This window comes from Alteromonas sp. KUL106 (assembly GCF_009811415.1).
Classification (GTDB): Bacteria; Pseudomonadota; Gammaproteobacteria; order Enterobacterales; family Alteromonadaceae; genus Alteromonas.
The window spans coordinates 37,449-60,729 of record NZ_BLIG01000058.1 but is presented as its reverse complement, the minus strand read 5'-3'; the positions used below and the strand labels follow the sequence as shown (position 1 = coordinate 60,729).

The 23,281-nt window shown below is 44.7% G+C and carries 22 protein-coding genes; 9 read left to right on the top strand and 13 right to left on the bottom strand.

Annotated features, from left to right (window positions below):
* Nucleotides 1-74 precede the first annotated feature (74 nt).
* Nucleotides 75-1,073 carry a tRNA 5-methoxyuridine(34)/uridine 5-oxyacetic acid(34) synthase CmoB gene (gene cmoB / locus GVO63_RS18940; RefSeq protein ID WP_159581963.1) on the bottom strand — a complete coding sequence of 333 codons (999 nt, stop codon included), beginning with the start codon at nt 1,071-1,073 and terminating at the stop codon, nt 75-77.
* A gap of 50 nt (nt 1,074-1,123) precedes the next feature.
* Complete coding sequence (cmoA, locus tag GVO63_RS18935) at nt 1,124-1,855, bottom strand: carboxy-S-adenosyl-L-methionine synthase CmoA (RefSeq protein ID WP_159581961.1); 732 nt, start codon at nt 1,853-1,855, stop codon at nt 1,124-1,126.
* A 173-nt stretch (nt 1,856-2,028) separates the two neighbouring features.
* Between cmoA and GVO63_RS18930 the strand changes: the two genes are divergently transcribed.
* Nucleotides 2,029-2,664 carry a response regulator transcription factor gene (locus GVO63_RS18930; protein WP_159489635.1) on the top strand — a complete coding sequence of 212 codons (636 nt, stop codon included), beginning with the start codon at nt 2,029-2,031 and terminating at the stop codon, nt 2,662-2,664.
* 403 nt (nt 2,665-3,067) lie between these two features.
* Here the strand turns inward: GVO63_RS18930 and fadE are convergent, their stop codons facing one another.
* From fadE to purM, 4 genes are all read right to left on the bottom strand, one after another.
* Complete coding sequence (gene fadE, locus GVO63_RS18925) at nt 3,068-5,530, bottom strand: acyl-CoA dehydrogenase FadE (protein ID WP_159581959.1); 2,463 nt, start codon at nt 5,528-5,530, stop codon at nt 3,068-3,070.
* Between the two features lie 396 nt (nt 5,531-5,926).
* A complete protein-coding gene (locus tag GVO63_RS18920) occupies nt 5,927-6,670 on the bottom strand; it encodes a DUF3108 domain-containing protein (RefSeq protein WP_201285096.1) in 744 nt (247 codons plus the stop codon).
* Entirely contained in the window at nt 6,630-7,280 is a 651-nt protein-coding gene (gene purN, locus GVO63_RS18915; RefSeq protein WP_159489639.1) for a phosphoribosylglycinamide formyltransferase, read from the bottom strand. Before purN ends, GVO63_RS18920 begins: the two co-directional genes overlap by 41 nt.
* On the bottom strand, nt 7,277-8,317 hold the full coding sequence (gene purM, locus GVO63_RS18910) for a phosphoribosylformylglycinamidine cyclo-ligase (protein ID WP_159581957.1): 1,041 nt from the start codon (nt 8,315-8,317) through the stop codon (nt 7,277-7,279). The genes purN and purM overlap by 4 nt, the downstream gene beginning before the upstream one ends.
* A gap of 300 nt (nt 8,318-8,617) precedes the next feature.
* Between purM and GVO63_RS18905 the strand changes: the two genes are divergently transcribed.
* Nucleotides 8,618-9,985, top strand: a complete 1,368-nt coding sequence (locus GVO63_RS18905) for a DUF2066 domain-containing protein (RefSeq protein WP_159581955.1) — start codon at nt 8,618-8,620, stop codon at nt 9,983-9,985.
* 6 nt (nt 9,986-9,991) lie between these two features.
* On the top strand, nt 9,992-10,735 hold the full coding sequence (hda, locus tag GVO63_RS18900; protein ID WP_159581953.1) for a DnaA regulatory inactivator Hda: 744 nt from the start codon (nt 9,992-9,994) through the stop codon (nt 10,733-10,735).
* 73 nt (nt 10,736-10,808) lie between these two features.
* Here hda and GVO63_RS18895 read toward each other — a convergent pair whose 3' ends face one another.
* From GVO63_RS18895 to arsC, 4 genes are all read right to left on the bottom strand, one after another.
* Nucleotides 10,809-12,776: a hypothetical protein gene (locus tag GVO63_RS18895; protein ID WP_236552212.1), complete on the bottom strand. Its 1,968-nt coding sequence runs from the start codon at nt 12,774-12,776 to the stop codon at nt 10,809-10,811.
* A 66-nt stretch (nt 12,777-12,842) separates the two neighbouring features.
* Nucleotides 12,843-13,265: a DUF2069 domain-containing protein gene (locus GVO63_RS18890; RefSeq protein WP_159489649.1), complete on the bottom strand. Its 423-nt coding sequence runs from the start codon at nt 13,263-13,265 to the stop codon at nt 12,843-12,845.
* A gap of 50 nt (nt 13,266-13,315) precedes the next feature.
* Nucleotides 13,316-13,921 carry an NAD(P)H:quinone oxidoreductase gene (wrbA, locus tag GVO63_RS18885; RefSeq protein WP_159581951.1) on the bottom strand — a complete coding sequence of 202 codons (606 nt, stop codon included), beginning with the start codon at nt 13,919-13,921 and terminating at the stop codon, nt 13,316-13,318.
* Entirely contained in the window at nt 13,921-14,274 is a 354-nt protein-coding gene (gene arsC / locus GVO63_RS18880) for an arsenate reductase (glutaredoxin) (RefSeq protein ID WP_159581949.1), read from the bottom strand. Before arsC ends, wrbA begins: the two co-directional genes overlap by 1 nt.
* A gap of 309 nt (nt 14,275-14,583) precedes the next feature.
* Here arsC and GVO63_RS18875 point away from each other — a divergent pair, with 309 nt between their 5' ends.
* Nucleotides 14,584-15,006 (top strand): TlpA disulfide reductase family protein, encoded by a 423-nt coding sequence (locus GVO63_RS18875; RefSeq protein ID WP_236552214.1) that lies wholly within the window; start codon nt 14,584-14,586, stop codon nt 15,004-15,006.
* A gap of 15 nt (nt 15,007-15,021) precedes the next feature.
* Here GVO63_RS18875 and GVO63_RS18870 read toward each other — a convergent pair whose 3' ends face one another.
* Nucleotides 15,022-16,485, bottom strand: a complete 1,464-nt coding sequence (locus GVO63_RS18870; protein WP_159489654.1) for a M48 family metalloprotease — start codon at nt 16,483-16,485, stop codon at nt 15,022-15,024.
* 417 nt (nt 16,486-16,902) lie between these two features.
* Here GVO63_RS18870 and GVO63_RS18865 point away from each other — a divergent pair, with 417 nt between their 5' ends.
* Nucleotides 16,903-17,976, top strand: coding sequence for an AI-2E family transporter (locus tag GVO63_RS18865; RefSeq protein WP_159489656.1), 1,074 nt, complete (start codon nt 16,903-16,905; stop codon nt 17,974-17,976).
* A 141-nt stretch (nt 17,977-18,117) separates the two neighbouring features.
* Here GVO63_RS18865 and bcp read toward each other — a convergent pair whose 3' ends face one another.
* Both bcp and GVO63_RS18855 read right to left on the bottom strand, forming a co-directional pair.
* Nucleotides 18,118-18,582: a thioredoxin-dependent thiol peroxidase gene (bcp, locus tag GVO63_RS18860; protein ID WP_159489658.1), complete on the bottom strand. Its 465-nt coding sequence runs from the start codon at nt 18,580-18,582 to the stop codon at nt 18,118-18,120.
* A complete protein-coding gene (locus GVO63_RS18855; protein WP_159489660.1) occupies nt 18,560-19,123 on the bottom strand; it encodes a glycine cleavage system protein R in 564 nt (187 codons plus the stop codon). The genes bcp and GVO63_RS18855 overlap by 23 nt, the downstream gene beginning before the upstream one ends.
* Before the next feature lie 178 nt (nt 19,124-19,301).
* Here GVO63_RS18855 and dapA point away from each other — a divergent pair, with 178 nt between their 5' ends.
* From dapA to GVO63_RS18835, 4 genes are all read left to right on the top strand, one after another.
* Nucleotides 19,302-20,186 (top strand): 4-hydroxy-tetrahydrodipicolinate synthase, encoded by an 885-nt coding sequence (gene dapA / locus GVO63_RS18850; protein WP_159489662.1) that lies wholly within the window; start codon nt 19,302-19,304, stop codon nt 20,184-20,186.
* Nucleotides 20,187-20,198: 12 nt separating this feature from the next.
* Nucleotides 20,199-21,302 carry an outer membrane protein assembly factor BamC gene (bamC, locus tag GVO63_RS18845; protein WP_159581945.1) on the top strand — a complete coding sequence of 368 codons (1,104 nt, stop codon included), beginning with the start codon at nt 20,199-20,201 and terminating at the stop codon, nt 21,300-21,302.
* 12 nt (nt 21,303-21,314) lie between these two features.
* Nucleotides 21,315-22,028, top strand: coding sequence for a phosphoribosylaminoimidazolesuccinocarboxamide synthase (purC, locus tag GVO63_RS18840; RefSeq protein WP_159581943.1), 714 nt, complete (start codon nt 21,315-21,317; stop codon nt 22,026-22,028).
* A 329-nt stretch (nt 22,029-22,357) separates the two neighbouring features.
* Nucleotides 22,358-23,233 carry a DMT family transporter gene (locus tag GVO63_RS18835; protein ID WP_159581941.1) on the top strand — a complete coding sequence of 292 codons (876 nt, stop codon included), beginning with the start codon at nt 22,358-22,360 and terminating at the stop codon, nt 23,231-23,233.
* Nucleotides 23,234-23,281: the final 48 nt, after the last annotated feature.

Here is a 23,281-nt window from a genome sequence, read left to right as displayed (position 1 = left end):
CAGAATTCACACGCTCATGTGAGTGAGGTAACAACATTTGTGCCAAGAGCGTTAGCGAAAACGCATTCTACGGGTTACTTCTTATTTGCTACTATGACGGCTCGTTGTGGTGCAGGGTAACCTTCTATGGTGCGAGTAATATCTTCCGGATCGAGAAAATCTTTCAAAGATTGGGTATCCATCCACGGCGTTGAACGCTGTTCTTCAAGCGTCGTATGATTAACATCTACAACGCGGATGTTTTCAAATCCCAATCGGCCCAGCCAGACTATTAGTGCAGCAGTGCTAGGTAGAAACCAAACGTTTCTCATTTGGGCGTAGCGTTCCCCCGCCATAAGCACGGTATTTTCGTCGCCGTCCACCACTAGCGTTTCAAGGATGAGTTCACCGCCTTTTCTCAACTGATCTTTAAGCTGCTGTAGAAAAGCCATAGGGTCTTTCCGATGGTACAACACACCCATCGAGAACACCGTATCAAATGCTTTAAGCGGCTGCATGTCCTCAATACCCATAGGAATAAAATGAATATTTTCTGTTGGTGCATCGGTGTTGCGAATAAATTGCTTTATGGCGTGAAATTGAATGAGAAAAAGCTGTGTGGGATCCACACCAATAACCTTAGTGGCACCTTCACCTAACATTCGCCACATGTGATAGCCACTGCCGCAGCCTACATCGAGCACGTTTCTGTTTTTTAGCGAAGCAATGTGCGGTGATACTCGATCCCATTTCCAATCAGAGCGCCACTCCGTATCGATATGTAAGCCGTGTAGATAAAAAGGGCCTTTACGCCACGGCATAAATTGCTTCAACAGGCCTTCTATTTGTTTCTGGGTATATTCGTCAACGTCACCATTGGTACCCACAGACACGCTTGATGTAAGATCAACGCTGCTTGGGGAGGTCTTCGGCAACTTATTGAGTAATCGGCACCATTTGTCAAATTCACCGTGTTTTGCGGTTCGCTGCCATGTATCCATGAATGCGGGAAGGGTTTGTAGCCAGTGGGAAAGTGGGCTATCAATTAACGACTTATAACATTCGTTAAACCAAGTCTGTTCAAGTTTACTCATGGTTATCTCTATATGTTTGTAAAGCTCAGCTTGAGCACTTAAGGCGGCGTTTAGGCTTTTATGGCAACCATTGAGGTGAAGTTATAGCACTTGTACCACAGGACAACATCGGAGAATCCGACCTTTTTCAGGCGCGTTTCATGTTCATTAAAGGTATCGGTAAGCATCACTTTTTCAAGCGCCGCACGCTTTTGACTTACCTCTAACTCGCTGTAGCCATTGTCTCGTTTGAATTGATGATGCAAATCTACAAGCAACTCATTGCCCGCAAGGGTCGGGTGACGAATTTTCTCAGACAATACAAGCATGCCCCCGGGATTCAGGCCGTCATAAATACTGAGAAGAAGCGCTTCTCGGTCGGCTGGTGGTATGAACTGTAAAGTGAAGTTCATCACAACCATTGAGGCGTTTTCAATCTCTACACTTTGGGCAAAACCGTGTTGAATAGAAATCGGGTTGGGAAGGGTAAATGTTTGAACGACTCGCTTACAGCGTTCGACCATCGCTTCTGATGCATCGACACCAATAATGTTGCACGAGTTAGCAGCAAGGGCTTTGGACACAGATAAGCTTGCCGCACCGAGGCTACATCCCAGGTCGTAGACCACTGAATTGGGCGTCACGGCGACTTTAGCCAATTCGCCGATGGTGTGGATAATAGTCTCATATCCTGGCACTGAACGCTGGATCATGTCGGGAAATACATCAACGACAGACTCGTCAAATTTAAAGTCGTCCACTTGTTCGAGTGCTTTCGCATATATCGTGTCGTGCTTCTTCACTGCTTGTCTTCAATTACCTAATTTGGGGCGTAATTTTACCGTTTGACGCGCAAATGCCAATGGAAAACACTAAATTTGTTATATTTTACCTGTTTTTATGGATTAGGGCTTTTCGTTACTATTCTAAAGTATTAATCTATTAGCATAATGAAAAAAAGGAAGTAATAACGCTAATGACGAGAATTCTAGTAGCAGATGATCATCCATTGTTTCGCGAGGCATTAAGCGGCGCGTTGGAACCTTATTTTGAAAATGCACAAATAATTCAAGCTGGAAGCTTGGACGATGCGGTTTCAAAGCTAAAGGAGTTTGAAGGCATAGAGTTAGTGCTTCTCGACTTAAACATGCCTGGCGGTGAATATTTTAACGGCCTGATCACACTTCGAGAACAATATCCATCAATCCCTGTTGGGGTTATATCAGGAAGCGATACGGTTGAAGTTGTGGCTCAAGTAATGAGTTTAGGTGCACAAGGCTTTATACCGAAAGTTTCAGAAACACGCGAAATTGCCCAAGCTATCGTTGATATTATTGGCGGTAAAAAATGGCTTCCTCAGGGCATGGAAGAACAACTTGAGAAGGTTGATGATGAGCTTAAGTTGCTGCTTCAACGTTTTCGAGAACTTACGCCTAAGCAAATCCAAGTTCTTTCGTACTTACGAGCGGGCCTGATGAACAAGCAAATTGCGCATGAAATGAATGTCACTGAAGCAACGATAAAAGCGCATATCAGTGCAATTTTGCGTAAATTGGAAATTAATACGCGCACGCAGGCTGTGTTGCTCATGGATAAGCTTCAACTAAGCTAAGTTAAAAGCTGTATTAAAACAAACCGGATCATTGATCCGGTTTTTTTGTTCTGAAGAATTCCATTTCGTTAACTAACGGTACTTTTTTCGCTGCCATCGTATTTTAGTGGTTAAGAAACGGCCTTGCGAATACACCATTTAAGCGGTCCTCAAAAAAGGAATACCAATCTGCTAGACCCTCCCGAAACGCGAGTCTTAAATGTCCTTACGCTTTGCTGTGTCACCTTGATGCAGAACCACTATACCTGAGGTAACACGCCGCGATTACGAACATTTTAACGCTCGCTAAGTGGGTAATTATCTATGCGGACTGGTATAAAATAAAAGGCGGGCAAAAATAGCCTGTGATGTGATTATGGCATTAAAAAGGCCGCAAAAGCGGCCTTGTTACATAAGCTATCGTCTACGCGGCTTTTCCACCTCGTTTTTTAGCTGCGCTAGAAGAATTAATTTTTGCTACTAACTCTTCATGGTCGAAATCATCAACATTGATTGTACGAAGTCTGCCGGCTTCGGTTTTACGAAGTAGGGCGGCTTCTTCCTCGTTAATAATTTCTTCGGCGAGGGCTTCGTCAGCAAGCACGTTAAGACGCGTAAAGGGAAGTTTCGCTTTTTTGTGTTTGCAAATACGATCGAAGATAGGCTCGCATGCCAACACGTCGTCGAGGGTCTGCTCAAGATCGCCGAACAAGCTGCCTTCTTCACGGCTTAGATATTGACCATAGCCTAAGCGGCTACGCGCCGTTGAAGGCGTTTGGAGCATTTGAGCAATCGCATGCTCTGTCTTGTCAGACGGCTTACCAATACGACGACCAAACGGAATGACCATCACACGAAGTGCCGCAGCAATAGCGCGGTTAGGGAAGTTCGCTAAGAAGTCGTCAATTGCGGTTTCGATATCGTGTAACGTAGTTTGCATTGCCCAGTGTAGAAGAGGAAGATCCTCTTTTAGGCGACCCTCTTCGTCAAAGCGCTTGAGGGTTGTGCTGCCCATATATAGGCCACTGAGAATATCACCTAAACGTGCAGACAAACGCTCGCGACGCTTAAGGTCTCCGCCAAGTACACCCATAGAAACATCGGTTAACAACGCAAGGTTAGCACTATAGCCTTGTAGAAGCTTGTAGTAACGCGCAGTTTCGTCTGTAAACGGTGCATTGCTAAACGCACCATTAGTCAACGAGAACCAAATACTGCGAACAGTATTTGCGACAGCAAAACCTATGTGACCAAACACGGCTTTATCGAAAGCCTTAAGCGCTTCTTTCTTATCTTCGATAGAGGCTGCTTGAATTTCCTTAAGCACGTATGGATGACAGCGCATAGCGCCCTGACCAAAAATCATCATGTTACGTGTAAGTATGTTAGCACCTTCTACAGTGATTGATACGGGCACGCCTTGATAACCACGACCTAGGTAGTTATTTGGACCAAGCATGACGCCTTTACCACCGTGGACATCCATCGAGTCATTAATAATCTGACGCATTTTCTCGGTTAAGTGGTACTTACAGATAGCAGAGATAACTGAAGGTTTCTCACCTAGGTCAACACCTACCGTTGAAAAGCGGGTTACACCATCCATCAGATATGCATTACCGCCAATACGCGCAAGCATTTCTTCCACACCTTCCATATGGCCAACTGGCATACGGAATTGACGACGAATGCGTGCGTATGCACCTGTAGCAAGTGATACTGATTTTGCGCCACCAGCGGCAGATGAAGGAAGAGTAATACAGCGACCTACCGACAAACATTCAACCAGCATACGCCAGCCGCGTCCCGCCATCTTCGGGCCACCAATGATATAGTCGATCGGCACAAAGATATCTTCACCCTTAATAGGACCATTTTGGAATGGGGTATTAAGTGGGAAATGACGACGACCAATTTCTAGGCCTTTGGTATCGCGAGGAATAAGGGCGCAAGTAATTCCTGGCTCTTTGTTATCGCCAAGAAGACCTTCAGGGTCTTGAAGTTTAAACGCGAGTCCGATAACCGTAGCAACAGGCGCAAGGGTGATGTAGCGCTTGTTGAAAGTGAGGCGCATACCCAATACTTCTTCGCCATTCCATTCGCCTTTGCAAACAATACCCACATCAGGAATAGCGCCTGCGTCTGAACCGGCTTCTGGGCCAGTCAGAGCGAAACAGGGGATCTCTTCACCCGCGGCAAGGCGAGGTAAATAATGATCTTGCTGCTCTTTCGTTCCATAGTGTTGAAGTAGCTCACCCGGACCTAACGAGTTAGGCACGCCAACCGTGCTAGACAACACAGCACTAACACCCGCAAGTTTCTGTAATACGCGCGACTGTGCGTATGCAGAAAACTCAAGACCGCCGTATTCTTTTTTGATAATCATGGCGAAGAATTTGTGTTCTTTTAAGAACTGCCAAATTTCAGGAGAAAGATCCGCGTCTTTATGGTTAATTTGCCACTCATCAACCATTGAACATACTTCATCACATGGACCGTCTAAAAATGCTTGCTCTTCAGCAGTCAAGCGACCCTTAGGAATGCGGTGTAGTTTGTCCCAATCTGGCTTACCGCTGAAAATATCGCCATCCCACCAAACAGTACCGGCATCAATTGCCTCTTGTTCAGTACTCGACATCTCAGGCATAACTTTGCGGTAAAAGGCGAGAAGCTTTTTAGAAATATGTTGTTGTCTGATATTTGATAATGTGAAAGGTAGCGTCAGAGCAAGAAACACTACCCAACCCAACAGGCCAATGTCGCCGAACAGGGTGCCTAAAATCATCACACCCGCGCCCATAGCAACAGCTGTCACTAAGCTGGTACGTTGATAACTAGCAATTGCTAGCGTCAGAACGACCAATAAAAACCATATAAAATCTGCCATACTTCACTCCTGAAAGGCGTTGAACGTTACGCTTGTCATGTTAAAAACTCTACCAATCGCTCTATTTTGTTAGACAATTTTCGAGGTCAGACCAGCATGCTGTAAACCTATTATTTAACAGGTCAAAGATCAAGATTTTTACATGAATATTCTATTAACAAAGATATAAATAGTAGGTTGACGCTCTAGAGATCTGTACTAAGTATAGCGCTTAGTTATAAATTCAATTAAGTAAATAAATTTTTTAATAAAAAGGAATTCAAGATGGAATGGAATAATGCGAAGGCTCAAAACAATAAAACCCGTCGACCTTTGAGTAGCCGGCGGGTTTTTATTATTAACAACTCAAACAACTAGCTTAGAAATGTGGCTGAACACTTATATGGTAGTGCCATTTTACTGCATCTCGAAAGACTTAAGTTTAATGTCGCCTTGTTCATCGCCTTCTTTAAATTGTTGCAATCTAACCAGAGTGTAATTTAACGAAGGAGCGAACCAAGCAAAAGTTTCTCGCGTTTTCGATTCTCGAATCAGCTTAACTTTGACGGTTTCGATTTTTCCGTACGGTAAGGACAGCACTTCTTCATCTACAACTTGGACACCATAGTGCCTGAGTTCGCCGCGGTAATTAACAAAGTTATAGTCCAACGACGTTTCACCTTGCGCCAAACGTTTGGCAAGGTCAATTCGATAGATTTGGTTGTCAAATTCGCCGTTCCAGTTAAATGTGTCGCCATTTTCAACGGAAATTTTGCCATCGCCTTGATGACTGAACGTCACTTTCAGTTCTTTATCTGGACCAGTGCCTGAGCGATTGTAGTAATACTCCGACGGTATCACTGTGTTTTCGTCCACAGTGAAAATAGAGTGTTCGCTACGTTTGTCGGATAAAAAAAACTTCGACACCTTTGACGTATAAATTAAAGAATACTGCTGCTCGCCTAACTTAGAAAGTTCGATATTTGCTTCGCCAACATCGTCGCCCCATTTGTAAGCCGTATAGGTTGCTTTATAAGGCTGAAGCGGTAGCGTGGTGCTTGAGTTGGCCTGTGAGGCGACTGAAAGCGAAAATGCTAGCAGTGCGCCTAACGCAAAAGGCTTAGTCGTTTGCATAACCAGATTCTGGAAGTTCTTGCTCATCTAAAACTGCCTTATTGTCTCGCATCGAAAGTCGTCCTGCGCAAAACCAAGAGAGCACAAGTGGATAGATGCGACGTTCCTGTTCTTGAACACGCTCAGCCAAGTCGTCGGCGGTGTCTTCTTTAAACACTGGGACACGGCTTTGAATAATAACGGGGCCGCCATCAAGTTCCGGTGTTACAAAATGCACGCTGACACCATGCTCTTCGTCGCCATTGTCGATAGCTCGCTGATGTGTGTTCAACCCTTTGTACTTTGGCAACAAAGATGGATGAATGTTCACTAATTTTCCAGTAAAGCTGTCAACGAACTCTGGCGTTAAGATGCGCATAAAGCCCGCAAGAACTACACAATCGGCGCCAAACGCATTGATTTGGGCTTTTAGTGCTTCGTCATAAGATTCTCGAGATTCGAAACCAGTATGGTCTAAACATACCGCTTCAATACCGGCTTCTCTGGCGCGCTCTAATCCGTAGGCAGTAGGTCTGTTACTAATAACACCGCTGATTTGGGCGTTAAGACGCCCAGCCGTTATCTCATCAATAATCGCTTGCAAGTTACTTCCGTTTCCGGAAATAAGTACGCATAGTTTGGTTACCGTATTACTCACGCGTTGATCTCTACTTGCTCGTCGCCATCTTTCGCTTCGATGTCGCCAATCACCCACGCATTTTCACCGTGCTGCTTAAGAATATCCAGCGCTTGAGCCGTGTCGGCTTCGTCAACAACAATAACCAGGCCTACACCGCAGTTAAAAGTGCGGTACATTTCATGGCGAGTAACGTTACCATTCTCTTGTAACCATGAAAAAATACCAGGCCATTTCCACGTGCTCTCGTCAATGACTACTTTTGCATCATCAGGAAGTACGCGAGGAATATTTTCCCAAAAGCCACCGCCTGTAATGTGAGAAATAGCGCTTACCTGTACTTCTTCTAGTAGTGCCAAGACCGACTTAACATAAATGCGAGTAGGCTCTAGGAGGTGTTCAATGATTGGCTTACCGTTGAGGTCGGCATTCACATCAGCGCCGCTCACTTCGATAATCTTTCTTACTAATGAATATCCATTAGAGTGTGGACCTGAAGACCCAAGGGCAATAAGCTTCTGACCCGGTTTAACGTTGCTGCCATCGATAACTTTGTCAGCTTCAACAACACCTACGCAGAAACCCGCAATGTCGTAGTCGCCGTCGTGGTACATGCCCGGCATTTCTGCAGTCTCACCACCAATAAGTGCACAACCTGCTTGCTCACAGCCCGCACCAATACCAGTAACAACGGATGCGGCTACATCGACATCAAGCTTGCCTGTGGCATAGTAGTCCAAGAAGAACAATGGCTCAGCGCCTTGCACGATAAGATCGTTAACACACATTGCAACCAAGTCGATGCCAACACCATCATGGCGGTTTGCATCCATCGCAACTCTTAGTTTTGTGCCCACGCCATCGGTGCCTGAAACAAGTAGCGGCTTCTTGTATTTAGTAGGCAGTTCGCATAATGCTCCAAAGCCACCCAAGTTACCTTTTACTTCTGGTCTATGGGTTTTCTTGGTAACAGATTTAATGCGTTCAACAAGTTGATTACCTGCATCGATATCTACGCCTGCATCTTTGTAACTTAAAGAGGTTTTATTTTCGCTCACGGTTGGGCCCTGAAACTAAGAGGTAGAAAACCGCGGATTCTACCAGCAAGTCTGCACAAGTCCAATTTGTGACGGCTATTTTATGCGCTTTTTGATCTTTTTTATTTTAAGGGTGAAATTAAATTCAATATAAAAGACAATAGCAGACTATTTTGGTGAACATCTTGCTTGATAAAATGCTATGCCTTTGAAGTAGGGCAGGGAGTTCGGCAGTGCAACAGCCATGTCGAGTGGCGTTGAGAATTATAAACTGTCGGTTTGCTAGGTAAGGAATTGATTTTGAGAGAGTATGGAGTGTCAATGTTAACGGCAGTAGAACGCAACACCAATAAAGGCAACAGAAAAAGATGGCGTTGTAAGCAGTTTCTGGGGCTCTCAATAATTGCTTTGCTCAACTATACAACCCTTGTAGATGCTGCCCAGCGCGTTGTGGTGAATGAAGCCCAAATTCAAGTGGACGACCAATCGCAGAAGACGCAACAAGCCGCCCAGAAAAAAGCGTTGAGACAGGTATTTGTAAAAATGTCTGGTAGTACACGGGTCCTTGAGAATGCGGGTATTCGCGCGGCGCTAACCTCACCTCAGTCATTGCTTCGCTCTTATCGTTTTGCATTTGAAAATGGTAGAACCTATTACGTTGCCGAATTTGATCAAACTAAGCTAAGTGAGCTACTGCAGCGCGAAATGCTCCCACTTTGGGGCGACAGACGACCTGAGACAATAGTTTGGCTTGCTAAAGAGGACGAAAGCGACGCACGAATTATTCTAGATGAATCACTCAATACGGAACTTCAGCACGCCCTTAAACAGACTGCGAAAGAGCGAGGAGTTCCGCTGAGTTTACCTTTGATGGATCTCACCGACAGTGTAAATATTTCTACTTATGATGTGTGGGGGCGATTCGCGGGGCCGTTGCGCACAGCGTCTGTACGTTACAATGTTGATAATATCATTGGAGCACGTGTCTATCGAAATGATGCTAGTGCAATACCCGATTTACCTGATAACGCTGTGCCATCGGGAACGGTCGAGTCTTTAGATGATGTGCTTTCTGATGAAACACTCACAAATGAACAAGACGTGGATGCGGTTGACGCTTTGTCAAATAATGAGAATAACGATTTCATTGATCAGCAAGCCATTCAAGCAGAACAAGCGAATATTGAAACACCTGTCACAGCAGAAGATAGCACACTCATTCCCTTTACCATGGATGAATTTGCTGATTATGCTAAGCGTGCCGAAGAGGGTGAATACGCGCTTGATTGGGTGTTCATCGGTGGTGGTAAGGTCAGTTACGGTAGCATTTATGGTGATTCTCCCGAAGCGCTAGGTAGTCAATTAGTCGATGCTTATTCGAATTATTTGTCTTCACTTTATGCCGTTGTTGGTATTGAGGCTTCAGAGCGAGAAGTAGTAAACGTGTCAATTGCAAACATTGGTTCGATAAGTAGCTACGCCAGTGCTACCGATTATCTCAACAGTTTGAGCGTTATTGAAAGCGCCTCATTAATTGAGCAATCTGGCTCGGTGGCCGTCTACTCGTTAACGCTGATTGGTACGTACGATGATTTACTCAACAGCATTAAACTTGAAAGTAAGCTTCGTCCTGTTACCGATGCGTATGGGCAGACCGTAAAAGGGCACAGTTTCTATTGGAACAAGTAAACTAGTATGCAGCTGCCTTTGCCAGTAACGTTACCCGTAGACGAAAATTTTGATAGTTTCGTCAATACGGGCAATGAAGAAGTGGTCTCGGTGCTCGAGCAGATTGCAACTGCACTGCCACACTGGCGTCAAGCAATTGGTCTGGGACCGCTTGCGTCACTTCAGCTGCCGTTGCTTACTCTCTTAGGCAGCAGTGCCATCGGTAAAAGTCATCTACTTTTTGCTACATGCCACCAGTTGGCGAGTAAAGCAGTGAGTCATCTTTATCTGAATTTAAATGACTATAAGGCATGGTCTCACGATATTTTTGAAGGGCTTGAAAACCTCTCACTCATTGCGTTAGATAATATTCATGCAATTGCTGGCGATACAGATTGGGAAGAAGCATTATTTGATTTGCTTAACAGAGTTGTAGAAACCAAACACGCATTGGTTATTTGTACAAGTCACTTAGGACCTTCAAATCCTGCGTTTACGCTACCGGACCTGAGATCTCGTTTAGCATGGGGCGTCATTTATCATGTGAATCAACTTGATGATGCAGGGCGAGAAGAGGCGGTTCGACTACGTGCAGAAGAACGTGGACTGAAGCTATCTAAGCAAGCCAGGCAGTTTCTCTTACATCACAGTGATCGAGACTTAAAAAGCTTGATGTCATTACTGGCACGATTAGATACACGTTCACTTCAAGAACAAAAGCGTCTCTCGGTCGCTATGGTTAAACGAGAGCTTAATCTCAAAGATCAATAAGCCGTTAGCGCCGATTTCTTCGACTATTCGTAAACATACCTAATTTGCTGAGACGTTTAGCAAACACCAAAAACTACTCATTTGCTTTCCTGTTACCAGTTCGTGACGTTACTTTGAACTCTTCGCTCACCGACATCGTGTTCTCTTTGCTTAAATGATGTGCTGCACCTTCGATGTGTTCAAAGTTATTATTATTACCTGATTGGGTATCGGGGTGATTACTTGAGGCTGAGTCTCGCCAGCTGATATTTGTTGGAAGCATGAAAGGCGCTGGCAGTGAAGCCTGAATACTGGGTATATCCAATTCGGGAAGTATTCTACTAGCCACATAATCAATGCGCATAGTGACATTGTCACCGCTTATGCGATTTCGTTGCGCCCACGTCGGTATAAAACTGCCATCTTCTAACGTATCTCGGGAAAAGACACCAACATCAGCTTCGGCTTGTAGGCGGTACAACATCATGAAGCGTTCAAAGAGCATTGCGAGATCTTCACGTTCGGTGAGATAGGCATATAAATCTATCGCGCCATCGTCCTCAAACCAATTAGCGACCTGTTGGGCGGTGTAATTTCGTTGCGTGCTAGATGCGGTGACGCCGCCAAATCTTACTTCTGCAAGCGCGTGTAGCTGAGATGACGTAAGGGGAAGAGCAGTCGTCAGTCCTGTTGAAATAGGAGAACGGTCGTCAAAGGACGAAAGTGGGCTTGCACTGCCATTGAGTTGCTGCCATTCAGTATAGTCAAAAAAGTCATTTGCGTGAGCAAGCTCATGATACAAAAGATAGCTTAGGGCCGCTTCAACGTCGGTTCCGTTTCTGGCCTGCCTTTGCGCGATATCTGAGGTATTGATGATCGGAAAATAGTACGCGCCATTCTTCACGTAGCGCCATGACGTTGTAAAGTCGAGATCGTTACCGAAACCACTTCTATAGTCTGGGCGCGTGTTTAACGTATCCCTTTCTTCGGGGGTTCGCCATAGGTTGTTTGCGTCCAAGTAAATGGCGCCTGTTGCTACCCAATAAAACGATGGGCGAATGTCGTAAGAAATAACGACCGCCGTGGTTGCACGAAAAAGTTTTAACATATCTTCCTGTGTAGAAGAGGTTTCTAAAAACGCCTTAAACGCATCACCCATCCAAGGATGAGAAACGTATGTTCTATCAAGAATATCGTCTATCGATGGGGTTTCACCGACTTGGGCTATAAGGGGTAAGGTGGAAAATGTGCAACTATTCGCCACTTGATTATTATAGACACATGCTTGTAGGGCTTCAGCATAAGGGCTGTCAGCGCGATAAGGCATCATATGAGCACTGACTGTCTCAGGAATTGTCGCCTCATCGTCTACAAAGAAACCGTTGCTGTTGATATCAATATTCTTAACGAGTACTTGCGCAGTGTCGACAAGTGTTTCGCCATTAGCCAGGGTGACAGCACTTTCTATTTCTATCACGGTGTCGCTATTAACACTTGGTGCCTGGAAATAGATTGAGTGAGAATAATCGCCATCATCATAGTCAAATTGGCTTACCGCAGGCCCTTTTATTTGACGCCAATCAATCGCTGTAATGTCCAAGTTTTCCGCTCTAACCGTATCCACTCGCAATGAAACTCGGCCGCCTTCTGAGGCTTCATGGCCTAAACGCAAAGCGGCGAGCGGGGCTGAATTTTCATCGACCTGCAGTGTGATGCTGTCAGAGACGCGAGTGCCATTCACAAACACGGCATTAACCGTTATGTCATAGCTACCCGATGCATGTACGTCGAAACCTATTGCTTGGGTATGGGCGTTGAGAGGCTGTTGTGCTAGGCCTGAAACATGCCACTCGATGTCGCGAATAGCTGTGCCGGTCGGTGACATTACAACGAAATCGACAGTGTCCCCAGACATTGCACCCTCGGGGCCCAATATATTTACAGTCAGCGGTGCTGAAGGTGTTGAAGGTGAAACATCATCGTTCGACCCTGAACCGCCACAGGCCGTCAGCAACGTCAATGAGACAAAAAGCGAACCAATTTTAGAGACGCGATTTCTCATATCAACCCCCTCATTACATGCAAAGCTACAGACTGCATCTTTTTCAAGTACTCGTTTTACAGAATATTATTGCTGACCTTGTTCGAAGCGTGCTTTTTCTTCTGCCATCTCGTCTTTTAACTTCTTTATCCCTAGACCTAGTTCTCTGCCTCGCTTTCTAGCGAAGGCACTGCAGCCGATAAACATACCGGTACAAAGCACGATTTCTATCACTGCATACCAGCGTTCATCGGGAACGGCGTATACAACAGTGCACCCGTGAATAAGGTAGAAAAGAACGATAAAGTTTGCCCACGCATGGGTATAGGGTTTGCCTTTCAGAACGCCCCAGTACGGTAACAATAAAGGTAAAATGTAAAATAAGGCAATGAAAAGCGGCGAGTACGTATGCATTTTAATAAATGTGAACTGCCACAACGTTATCCAAACGATTAATCCAGTGTGACTAATGAGTGCTAGATAGCGAAAAAAGCGCGTATCTGATGCCATGTTATTTCTCCGATAAGATCGTGTTTCAAATGATCTGTAAATTTTCGTTGTTAGGTGTCGTGCTCAAGTTTTTTCGCCAATATCGCTAGCCGCTTTCCTTGTGCAAAGCACAGCGCTTTTTCGTCTGCGCTTAGTCTATCTGGCGCAGCATTGCCCGAATGTGCTACATGGGTCACACCGTATGGTGTTCCGCCCGTTGTCGTGTTGTGCAGTTCCGGTTCACTATAGGGTAAACCGCAAATCACCATGCCATGATGCATCAACGGAATCATCATTGAGAGAAGCGTTGATTCTTGACCACCATGCATAGATGACGAGGATGTAAATACACACGCAGGCTTATTGATAAGAGAGCCTTTTAACCATTGACTGCTTGTCGAGTCTAGAAAGTGCTTAACAGGCGCGGCCATGTTGCCAAAGCGAGTAGGGCTGCCAAGGGCCAAGCCACTGCACTGCTCAAGCTCCTGAAGGGTTACTTCTGGGACATTATCGCACGCCTCTTCTGATGCATCACGACCCTCTTTTACTTCGTTGATACTTTTGACAGTTCGCACGATTACCGGCGTATCTTGCGAAGCGATTCCTTGAGCTATGGCGTCAGCCAAGCGTTTGGTGCTGCCGTGCCGGCTGTAGTAAAGTACAAGGATAGGGCGCACTAGAGTATTTCCAACACTGACTCAGGTGGGCGGCCAATCCTTGCACTGTCGCCGTTAATGACAATTGGACGTTCAATTAATTTTGGTGAGGCCGACATTGCCTCAAAAAGCGCTTCGTTGGTCACTCTACTGTCGCCTAAATTCGCAGTCTTATATTCGTCCTCTTTGATACGCATCATTTCTCTGACCGATTCAACGTTAAGTTTTTTAAATATATCTTTTAGCTCTTCAACGGAGAGAGGGTGCTTTAAATACTCGACGATGACTGGCGAAATGCCTCGTTCTTCTAAGAGAGCATGAGTTTGTCGACTCTTGGAGCAACGTGGGTTGTGAATAATAGTGATAGCTGTCATAGATATCCCGATCGTAAGTTCATTTTGTTTGGCGCGAACTATTGCGTTTTTGTCATAGAATATCAAGCAGTTTACCGACAAGAGCACGCTTAAGAGTGCAACATTAAAAATCGAAGCGAGAATCAAATCTATTTTCTGCGCGACAAAATTAAAATAGAGATAGAAAATAGAATCTGGCACTATGGATTCAGTTCAGGCTATTTGGATTATCAAAAGAATTTTATGAGTGTGTCAGCATCACGCGTACCTGGTACAAAAGCCAAATTCTTCCTTACTCTGTTCCTAGTTGCTGGGGCTGCACTCGCGGGTATGTTTACCTATCAATCACTTTTGCACGATTTTGAAACGTTAGACGGTAAAACCTATCGTTGGAAAGCATTACAGGGGCAGTGGGTAGTGATTAATTATTTTGCTCCGTGGTGTGCGCCTTGTCTTCGTGAAATGCCCGAACTGGCGGATTTTAATTCGTCATTGCCTGAAAAAACGCGACTTTTTGCCATCAACTATGACCCGAAAACCCCAGTTGAACTGGCTGAAATGACGAAGGCCTTTAACATTACAATACCCGTTATCGTGAGTGCTAAAGATACGATTCTTCCAATGAAAAAACCTCCCTATTTACCTGCCACATTTATTGTTGGGCCAGACGGTAAGGTGGTTGACACCATAATGGGGGAGTTAACGGCCGAGCACCTGCGACAGCGGCTAAAAGAGCTTAAAGGCGCTCACTGATTCAGTGATTAGCGTTTACAACCGTTCTAGCCTTTCTTCTTGGTCTCTAAATTGCTTTATTCTTGCTCTTATTCTTTGCTTTTCCAGATGGTCCTCTCCTGCAAAGTTGTAGGCATACTGTAATTCGTCAACTGCACGATTATAGGCCCCATAAAGCGCGTAAACCTCGGCTTTACTCTGATGCATTTGAGAGAAGCGCTTTGATTTTTGATACGCTTCACTCATTAGTTGATGCGCAATTTGATAATCTTTTTTAACGAGTAAAAAATCTTTCAATAGAGAAATAGCGTCTTCGAAGCGTTGTGCGCTAATTAACGCATTTGCCTGATTAAGCGCTAATACCTGGTTTCTTGGATTATGCTCTACATGGGGACTCAACAAATTCACAGCTTTGAGCGGTTCACCCAAAGAAATATAAATATCAGTCAGAGCATCTAGATAGAAAAGGTTGCTGCTGTCGCCCGCTATTAGCTCGTCCATGATCGCTTTTGCTTTTTCCGTTTCTTCTTCGCGCATGTAAGCCAGCGCTAGACCGTAAAGCGACGCCTCTTTGCTGCGCTGGACACTTTGCTGCACCGCTGCTTCATAGTATTCAACAGCGTAATCGGCCTTGAATGAATAGCGCGCTTTTATTCGCGCTTTAGCCAATTCAAATTGTTTATTAATGGGAAGGAACCGGCGAGGATAATCACCCGCTCGGCTTCTGGCATCAGCAATCCTAGTCTCAGTTAAGGGGTGCGTAAGAAGTCGCGCGGGCGGACGGGATACCATACGGTACTCTTCAGCCATGGTTGAAAAGAAAGAAGCCGCGGCGTTAGGATCAAAACCAGCTCGTGCTAGCATAGATATACCAATGCGGTCAGCTTCCTGTTCATTCGTACGTGTGTAATCGATTTGTAGCTGAGCTGATGCGGCAGAACCTGCCTGCATTGCAGCAATGCCTGCTTCGGGATTGGCCATGGCTATAAGCACACCACCTATAAGCGACGCTAACGCTAAAGGTGAAGAGCGCTGTTGCGCCTGCATACGCCTTGCTATGTGACGCTGAGTTACGTGAGAAATTTCGTGCGCCAGTACAGAGGCGAGTTCACTTTCATTTTCGGCCCGTCGCATTAGCCCAGTATGAACCCCGATGTGTCCGCCAAAAAAAGCGAAAGCGTTTATGGCGTCGTTATTGACCCAAAAGAATTCAAACGGGAATTTCGCATTGTCTGCATGAACGACTAAGCGGTTTCCCAAATCCTGTAAATACTCGTCGAGCACAGGGTCTGAAATGATTGGGCTTTGTCCGCGCATTTGGCGCATAACGGCATCGCCCACAATCATCTCTTTATCAAGTGATATTGCATCTGAGGCAACAACGCCAATCTCGGGAAGCGCGTTTTTATTACTGTATTTGGCATCTTGCGCTACAGCCGTTAAGCTCGAGGTGAGCAGGAAGGAGAGGGCAACCAAAGATGCTGAAATCTTATTTTTCATGAACCTACAATTATTGTACACGTTTAATAAGCTTAAGCTAGGTGAGCAGGAAGGAGAGGGCAACCAAAGATGCTGAAATCTTATTTTTCATGAACCTACAATTATTGTACACGTTTAATAATGCTTAACGCTTAGAGCACTAAGTTGCTAAACAGTTTCAAATTTTCTCGTTTCTTACAAGCTTTCTTTTCAAAGAGATATAATGCCGATGTTATAACACTTATACTATTTTAGTTAATTCGCCTCTCCTTGTTTCTAGTATATTGATATTCAAATAGAGAAGGCAGAGATGATCGTATACGGTAAAATCATCATACCAGTTTGATTTTGAAAGATTCTTAAGTTCTACTTGTTGCTAACTGATAGTGCTATCAACTATGATGCGTATCCTATTCTTAGTTACTTCTGGGCGTGTTTATGATTAGCGTTTTTGGTCGTTGGTACCGACGCAAATTTTCCGATCCTGATGCAGCGATGCTGCTCATTCTTATCCTTATAACAACGGCCGTTTTGCTATTGTGGGGCGGATTAATCATGCCGGTGTTGGTGGCGGCAGTGATTGCCTATTTGCTTGACTGGCCCGTATGTCGGCTGGCGAATATTGGCGTTGGAAGAACGGTAGCATGCGGTATTGTGATGCTTGGTTTTATTACGATTACCATTTTTACGCTCATCGGTCTTGTGCCCATAATCTCAAAACAAAGTGTTAATCTAATCCAAGAAACGCCACTTATTTGGCAAAAAGCACAGGAATGGATATTAACCCTGCCTGAAAAATACCCCGATTATGTACAGGTATACCAAATACATCAAATGATGGAGGGGCTTAATGACAAACTCGTTGAAGTAGGCGAAACCCTTATTTCGGCATCGTTTAGCAATATTGCCAACTTCGCAGCACTCCTTGTTTATGTGATCCTTGTGCCTTTAATGGTATTTTTTATGTTAAAAGATAAGCTCTTTTTTCTAGAGAGTATCTCTCGCTTACTCCCGAAAGAGCGCCGCCTGATCACACAAGTTGGCCACGAAATGAATGCGCAAATTGCTAATTACATTCGCGGGAAGGTAATAGAGATTATCATTGTGGGTGCCGTTAGTTGCGTCACATTTGTGCTTATGGATTTGCGTTACGCAATTTTACTTGGCGTTTTAGTGGGGTTCTCTGTCCTTATCCCTTACATAGGCGCGGCTGTTGTTACGATCCCAGTGGCGGTGGTGGCTATGTTTCAATGGGGTATATCGCCAGAGTTTTGGTATCTGATGATAGCCTACGGCATTATTCAAGCATTGGATGGAAATTTATTAGTGCCATTGCTTTTCTCTGAAGCGGTGAGCTTGCATCCCCTGTATATTATCGTCGCGGTGTTAGTATTTGGCGGTTTGTGGGGGTTCTGGGGCGTGTTTTTCGCTATCCCGCTGGCAACCTTGGTCAAAGCGGTCATTACTGCCTGGTCGAGCAACCCGGTAGTGGTACCTGAACAAGCCCAGTAGTCAGTCAATTAGGTTACACGTAACCCTTTTAAAGCGAAGTGCTGTTATCAACGTGTTCAACGTTTGCACAAGATTTCAATTCGTAAAAAAGCCTCGGTAAAGTTAACACTTCCGAGGCTTTTTTAGTTGTTGGTGCGAGCTTTAGCTATTTAAATAATCTAAGACGACGGTGTGGTGGTCTTTTGTTTTAAATTTATTGAAAACGTGTTCCACAACGCCGTTTTCGTCAATTAAAAAAGTGAGACGGTGAATGCCATCGTATTCTTTACCCATGAATTTCTTGGGGCCCCATACGCCAAACGCGTCAGCAACAGCATGGTCTTCGTCGGAAAGCAGAGTAAAGTTAAGGTTTTCTTTCTCAATAAACTTTGGAAGACGCTTCACCGCGTCAGGGCTAATACCAAGCACTACCACATTTTTTTCTTGGAGGTCTTGATTAACATCGCGCAGGCCTTGAGCTTGCACAGTACACCCTGGCGTCATTGCCTTTGGGTAAAAGTACACCAACACTTTTTTGCCTGCAAAATCGGTGAGAGATACGGTTTGGTCTTCGTGGTTCTGCAATGAGAATTGCGGCGCTTTGTCACCAGCTTGTAACGTTTTCATTGGGATCCTTTTTCTGTTTATCTACAACTTTGCCTGTCACGTTTAACGACGCAAACAGGGTCATTAGATCAGTTTCTAATGTGTCTACATTTTCGTTAGTGGGAAGGGACACTACGAACTTACAGCGCATATTATCCTTACCCGTCACTTTATCTTTAAACGTGCGCTGTCGAAATGCGCTTATCATAGCGTGACGCTCTGCAAAAAAGCCGGTCACTGACTTAATAAGGCCCGCAGCATCTTCACCGCTAAATTCAACGTTAAAAAGATGGGCGAGATTTTGTTTTTCGTGGTGGCTTGTGCGCTTCATCATCGACAACAAATCAAGTCGCTGAAACAAGGTCGGGAGAATACACTCTGCCTTAGTTATCGCGCTTTGCGTTCCCTCAATGATCATAGTCAATGAGAACTCTTTGCCATAGATGGCCTGCCTACTATCAAGAATATTGCACTGTGCTTCCGATACGGTAGTAGCAATTTCACTCAATATACCCGTATTGTCTGTACCTAGAATGGTGACGATAAGTTGGTGTTTCGACATCTACTTCACTTCAATGGTAACAATGGCGAGATGTTAGCACAGAGTTTTTTTGGAAGTCAGTGCATTTTTGAGGCCTTTGAATAAGATATTGTCAAATACTTATCATTTTACACGCGCTATTACTTGTGTTTAAGCACTGACATATTTACCATGTGCGCTCACATTTTGCGGAGAGATTATGTTTACTGGTAGTTACGTAGCACTCGTCACGCCGATGCTCGAAAACGGCGATATTGATTACAAGTCTTTAGAGAAACTTGTGAAGTTTCATGTAGAGCAGGGCACTCACGGAATAGTGTCGGTTGGAACTACTGGTGAGTCAGCAACCCTACCTTTCGATGAGCACATCGAAGTTGTTAAAGAAACCGTGGCAATGGCGTCTGGTGCTATACCCGTTATTGCCGGTAGTGGCGCGAACTCGACAGCCGAGGCTATTTTTCTTACTGAGCAACTAGGCTCAACAGGCATCGATGGTTTCTTGAGCGTTGTGCCTTATTATAACAAACCTCAGCAAGCGGGTATGGTGGCGCATTTTAATGCTATTGCAGACGCCAGTGATTTGCCCGTTATATTGTACAACGTACCGGGGCGCACGGTTGCGGACATGTTGCCTGAAACGGTAGCAAAGTTAGCGGTACATCCGAACATTGTTGGATTGAAAGACGCGACGGGTAATATAGCGCGCCTCAAAGCAACCCAACCTCTTGTTCCTGATGACTTCGTATTATTAAGCGGTGATGACGGCACAAGCTGCGAGTTTATGTGTGAAGGTGGTCATGGCGTAATCTCAGTTACTGCCAACATCGTACCACAAGCCATTTCAAAGATGTGTGAAGCAGCATTGAATGAAGACTTTGACACCTGCCGTGATATTGATGAGACGATAAAGCTGCTTCATAGCGAACTATTTATAGAGCCTAATCCAGTAATGCCTAAATGGGCATTGTATAAAATGGGCATGATGGAAAGCGCTGTTATGCGTTTACCAATGGTTTTACCGGAACTATCAAGCCAAAAACGTATCGAAGAACTACTAAAAAAATACGCATTGATTTCTGGTTAATAAGGAATACAGATGAAAAGAACGCTGGCTATAGCAAGTTCAGTAGCGATGGTTGTACTTGCAGGTTGTTCAAGCCAAATAGATAGAAAAACCGCGTCGGGCAGCTACGAATACTTAAAAACAAAAGAAGTAAAGCTGTTAGAAGTGCCTTCTGAACTGGAGACGCCAACGTTTTCACGTGATTTTGAAGTGCCTGCATTAGGTCCGAAGGCTGACCCAAGTCTTGTTGGTAAGTCATTGGCTGTTCGCTCGCCTGCCTTGGTTCTCCCGCTTGTTACGGGTTCACATGTTGAAGAAGGTAAGAATTCTGCAACAATTTGGTTTGATCAGGTAGACGACAGTCAGCCGTTAAGCCAAGCTATTTGGAACTCTCTTTTGAGCTTTCTAGACGAGCAGGGAATTGGTGTTGATAGGTTTAGTCCTGAAGAAAAAGTGCTAGTGACTGACTGGATCGTCATCAAAAAAGAAATCGAAGGTCCGTGGTACAGTTTCACTGACGAGGAAAGCGAGATTGGTGAACGTTTCGAGTTCAAGTTAGACGTAAAGCCGCACGGCCGAAGCGCTGCATTGACCGTAGATCTGAAAGATTACATGCAAACCATAAATGGTGATGTGGTGTCTGAAGTATCTGCTATTGAAGAACGACGTGAAGAAGTTGAGGTACTTAACCAAGTCATCGGCCATTATGAGTATCAGATTCAATTAGCCGAGACTCGACGAATTGCTCGTATACGTCAAGGTATCCAAACAGAGATGGGCTTTAACGATGATGGCGACGCGGCTTATATTGTTGAAGCGCAGTACGATGTAGCGTGGCCGAGAATGTTGCTAGTGCTGCGTAAGCTTGGCTTTGACGTGAAAGATTTAGATAAATCCAACGGCCTGCTATTCGTCACCTATAATGGTGACCAGGGTAGCTGGTGGAACGGTTTATTCTCAAGCGATGATAAACTTCTTAAAAAGGGTGAGTATCGCTTGAAAGTTGCAAGAGCGGGTGCGGATCGCACATCAGTGACTTTCATGAATAATGAGAGCGTGCCGTTTGAAGCAAATCAGGTTTCCGACCTTTACAGTGCATTTGTTGAGGTCATGTCAGAAGATAATCTTGATATATAACTGAGACTGAGAATGGAAAAACGTGACGAGCTTTACCGTGGTAAAGCAAAAACTGTTTATTACACTGATGATAGCGATAAACTGATCCTTCACTTTAGGAACGACACTTCGGCGTTTGATGGTGAAAAAATTGAGCAGTTAGAGCGTAAGGGTGAAGTAAATAACAAGTTTAATCACTTTATTATGACGAAGCTTGAAGAAGCGGGTATTGCAACGCAAGTTGAAGCGCTGGTTTCTGATACTGAGTCATTGGTTAAAAAGCTCGACATGATACCTGTTGAGTGTGTCGTGAGAAACTTGTCGGCGGGCTCTTTGGTACGCCGCCTAGGTGTGGAAGAGGGCAAAGAACTTAACCCACCAATTTTCGAGTTCTTTCTTAAAAACGACGCTCTGCATGATCCTATGGTCAATGATTATCACATCTTATCTTTTGGTTGGGCCACAGAGGCTCAAATTGCTGAGATGAAAGCGTTGACGTTCAAAGTAAACAGCGTGCTAAAAAACTTGTTCGATGAGGCGGGAATGCTGCTTGTGGACTACAAACTAGAGTTTGGCGTCGATAAAGATGGCAATATCGTTTTAGGTGATGAATTTACACCTGATGGTTGTCGATTGTGGGACAAAGAAACCCGTAAGAAGATGGATAAGGATCGCTTTAGACAAGGTCTAGGTTCTGTTGTCGAGACTTACATTGAAGTGGCTGAGCGCTTGGGTTTATCGTTGTAACTCGCCACGTTTTACCAACTTTTTAAAAGAGGACCTAGGGGTCCTCTTTTTTTATTTTGTTTTTCTTGATAAGTAGCGCAAACTGACCAACAAAGCCAAGCCATTCCTGCATTCCCACGCTTTGCTAGGAAACTTGCCAGCACCCTCTGAGTAGGCAATTATCTATGCGGATTAATGGTATAAAACGCACGGGTAATAATTGAACGTCTCCGTGTTAAAAGAAACTATCGATTCACGATGCGTAAGTAGAAGGAATTTGAAAGAAGCGCAGTTATCGATATAGCACGGTGAGGCTATACAGAACAAAGGTCGAAATAAGGAATATATTCGTGTTAAGAATACTCGTGTTAGTGTCTATCGCTATGTTTGCATTTGCAGCAAACTCATTGCTTTGCCGTATGGCACTTACCAGTACATCAATTGACCCTGTTAGCTTTACTTTATTACGATTAACAAGCGGTGCAATAGCACTTGCTATGCTATCTTTTATCGCGCTGCGTCGTAATGGCAGTAATTGTCCATCATCAAACCTATGGCGTGGCCTCACCAGCAATGCCAGCGCATTAGGTGGCGTTACGCTGTTCATTTATGCGATATGTTTTTCTTACGCGTATATTTCGATGTCTACCGGAACGGGGGCTTTGCTTCTATTCGGCGCTGTTCAACTTTCTATGATCTCAGTAGGCCTTGCAAGGGGAGAACGATTTAAAAGGCGACAGTGGTTAGGTTTTGTATTGGCGTTTACTGGCTTGATCATTCTTCTTCTTCCTGGAGCATCGGCTCCTTCATTGTTCTCTGGTGCTGTTATGACTCTTGCTGGTGTAGCTTGGGGCGTGTATTCGTTGGTGGGTAAAAAGAGTACGTTTGCTCTTCTCGCTACGTCAGGGAATTTTATCTTGGCGACTTTGCTGTGTATGCCACTTATTCTTGTTGTTTTGTGGATAGATGAAGGGGTATTTAGTCTTGATATAGCCGGAATAGGGTATGCACTCGCTTCGGGGGTTTTTGCTTCTGGCTGCGGTTATGCCATTTGGTACGGCGTATTACCACTAATAAAGTCAACCACTGCTGCTACCGTTCAACTCAGTGTCCCTGTTCTCGCTTCACTTATGGGGTGGGTAGTGTTAAGCGAGGCGTTGACGATGCAAATAGTTATTGCTTCTTTCATTACTTTAGGAGGCATCTCCTTGGTAATGAGAAAATAAAATTAAAAATACGTAGCTATCGGTTTAAGAAAACGCTCTTTTTATCAC

Excerpts from the sequence above, each read along its gene's own strand:
- GVO63_RS18855 (WP_159489660.1), bottom strand. The coding sequence starts at position 19,123 with ATGTCGAAACACCAACTTATCGTCACCATTCTAGGTACAGACAATACG.
- GVO63_RS18865 (WP_159489656.1), top strand. The coding sequence starts at position 16,903 with ATGATTAGCGTTTTTGGTCGTTGGTACCGACGCAAATTTTCCGATCCT.
- dapA (WP_159489662.1), top strand. The coding sequence starts at position 19,302 with ATGTTTACTGGTAGTTACGTAGCACTCGTCACGCCGATGCTCGAAAAC.
- arsC (WP_159581949.1), bottom strand. The coding sequence starts at position 14,274 with ATGACAGCTATCACTATTATTCACAACCCACGTTGCTCCAAGAGTCGA.
- GVO63_RS18930 (WP_159489635.1), top strand. The coding sequence starts at position 2,029 with ATGACGAGAATTCTAGTAGCAGATGATCATCCATTGTTTCGCGAGGCA.
- GVO63_RS18920 (WP_201285096.1), bottom strand. The coding sequence starts at position 6,670 with ATGAGCAAGAACTTCCAGAATCTGGTTATGCAAACGACTAAGCCTTTT.
- bamC (WP_159581945.1), top strand. The coding sequence starts at position 20,199 with ATGAAAAGAACGCTGGCTATAGCAAGTTCAGTAGCGATGGTTGTACTT.
- GVO63_RS18890 (WP_159489649.1), bottom strand. The coding sequence starts at position 13,265 with ATGGCATCAGATACGCGCTTTTTTCGCTATCTAGCACTCATTAGTCAC.
- purC (WP_159581943.1), top strand. The coding sequence starts at position 21,315 with ATGGAAAAACGTGACGAGCTTTACCGTGGTAAAGCAAAAACTGTTTAT.
- GVO63_RS18870 (WP_159489654.1), bottom strand. The coding sequence starts at position 16,485 with ATGAAAAATAAGATTTCAGCATCTTTGGTTGCCCTCTCCTTCCTGCTC.
- GVO63_RS18905 (WP_159581955.1), top strand. The coding sequence starts at position 8,618 with ATGTTAACGGCAGTAGAACGCAACACCAATAAAGGCAACAGAAAAAGA.
- hda (WP_159581953.1), top strand. The coding sequence starts at position 9,992 with ATGCAGCTGCCTTTGCCAGTAACGTTACCCGTAGACGAAAATTTTGAT.
- fadE (WP_159581959.1), bottom strand. The coding sequence starts at position 5,530 with ATGGCAGATTTTATATGGTTTTTATTGGTCGTTCTGACGCTAGCAATT.
- GVO63_RS18895 (WP_236552212.1), bottom strand. The coding sequence starts at position 12,776 with ATGAGAAATCGCGTCTCTAAAATTGGTTCGCTTTTTGTCTCATTGACG.
- bcp (WP_159489658.1), bottom strand. The coding sequence starts at position 18,582 with ATGAAAACGTTACAAGCTGGTGACAAAGCGCCGCAATTCTCATTGCAG.
- GVO63_RS18875 (WP_236552214.1), top strand. The coding sequence starts at position 14,584 with ATGTTTACCTATCAATCACTTTTGCACGATTTTGAAACGTTAGACGGT.
- cmoB (WP_159581963.1), bottom strand. The coding sequence starts at position 1,073 with ATGAGTAAACTTGAACAGACTTGGTTTAACGAATGTTATAAGTCGTTA.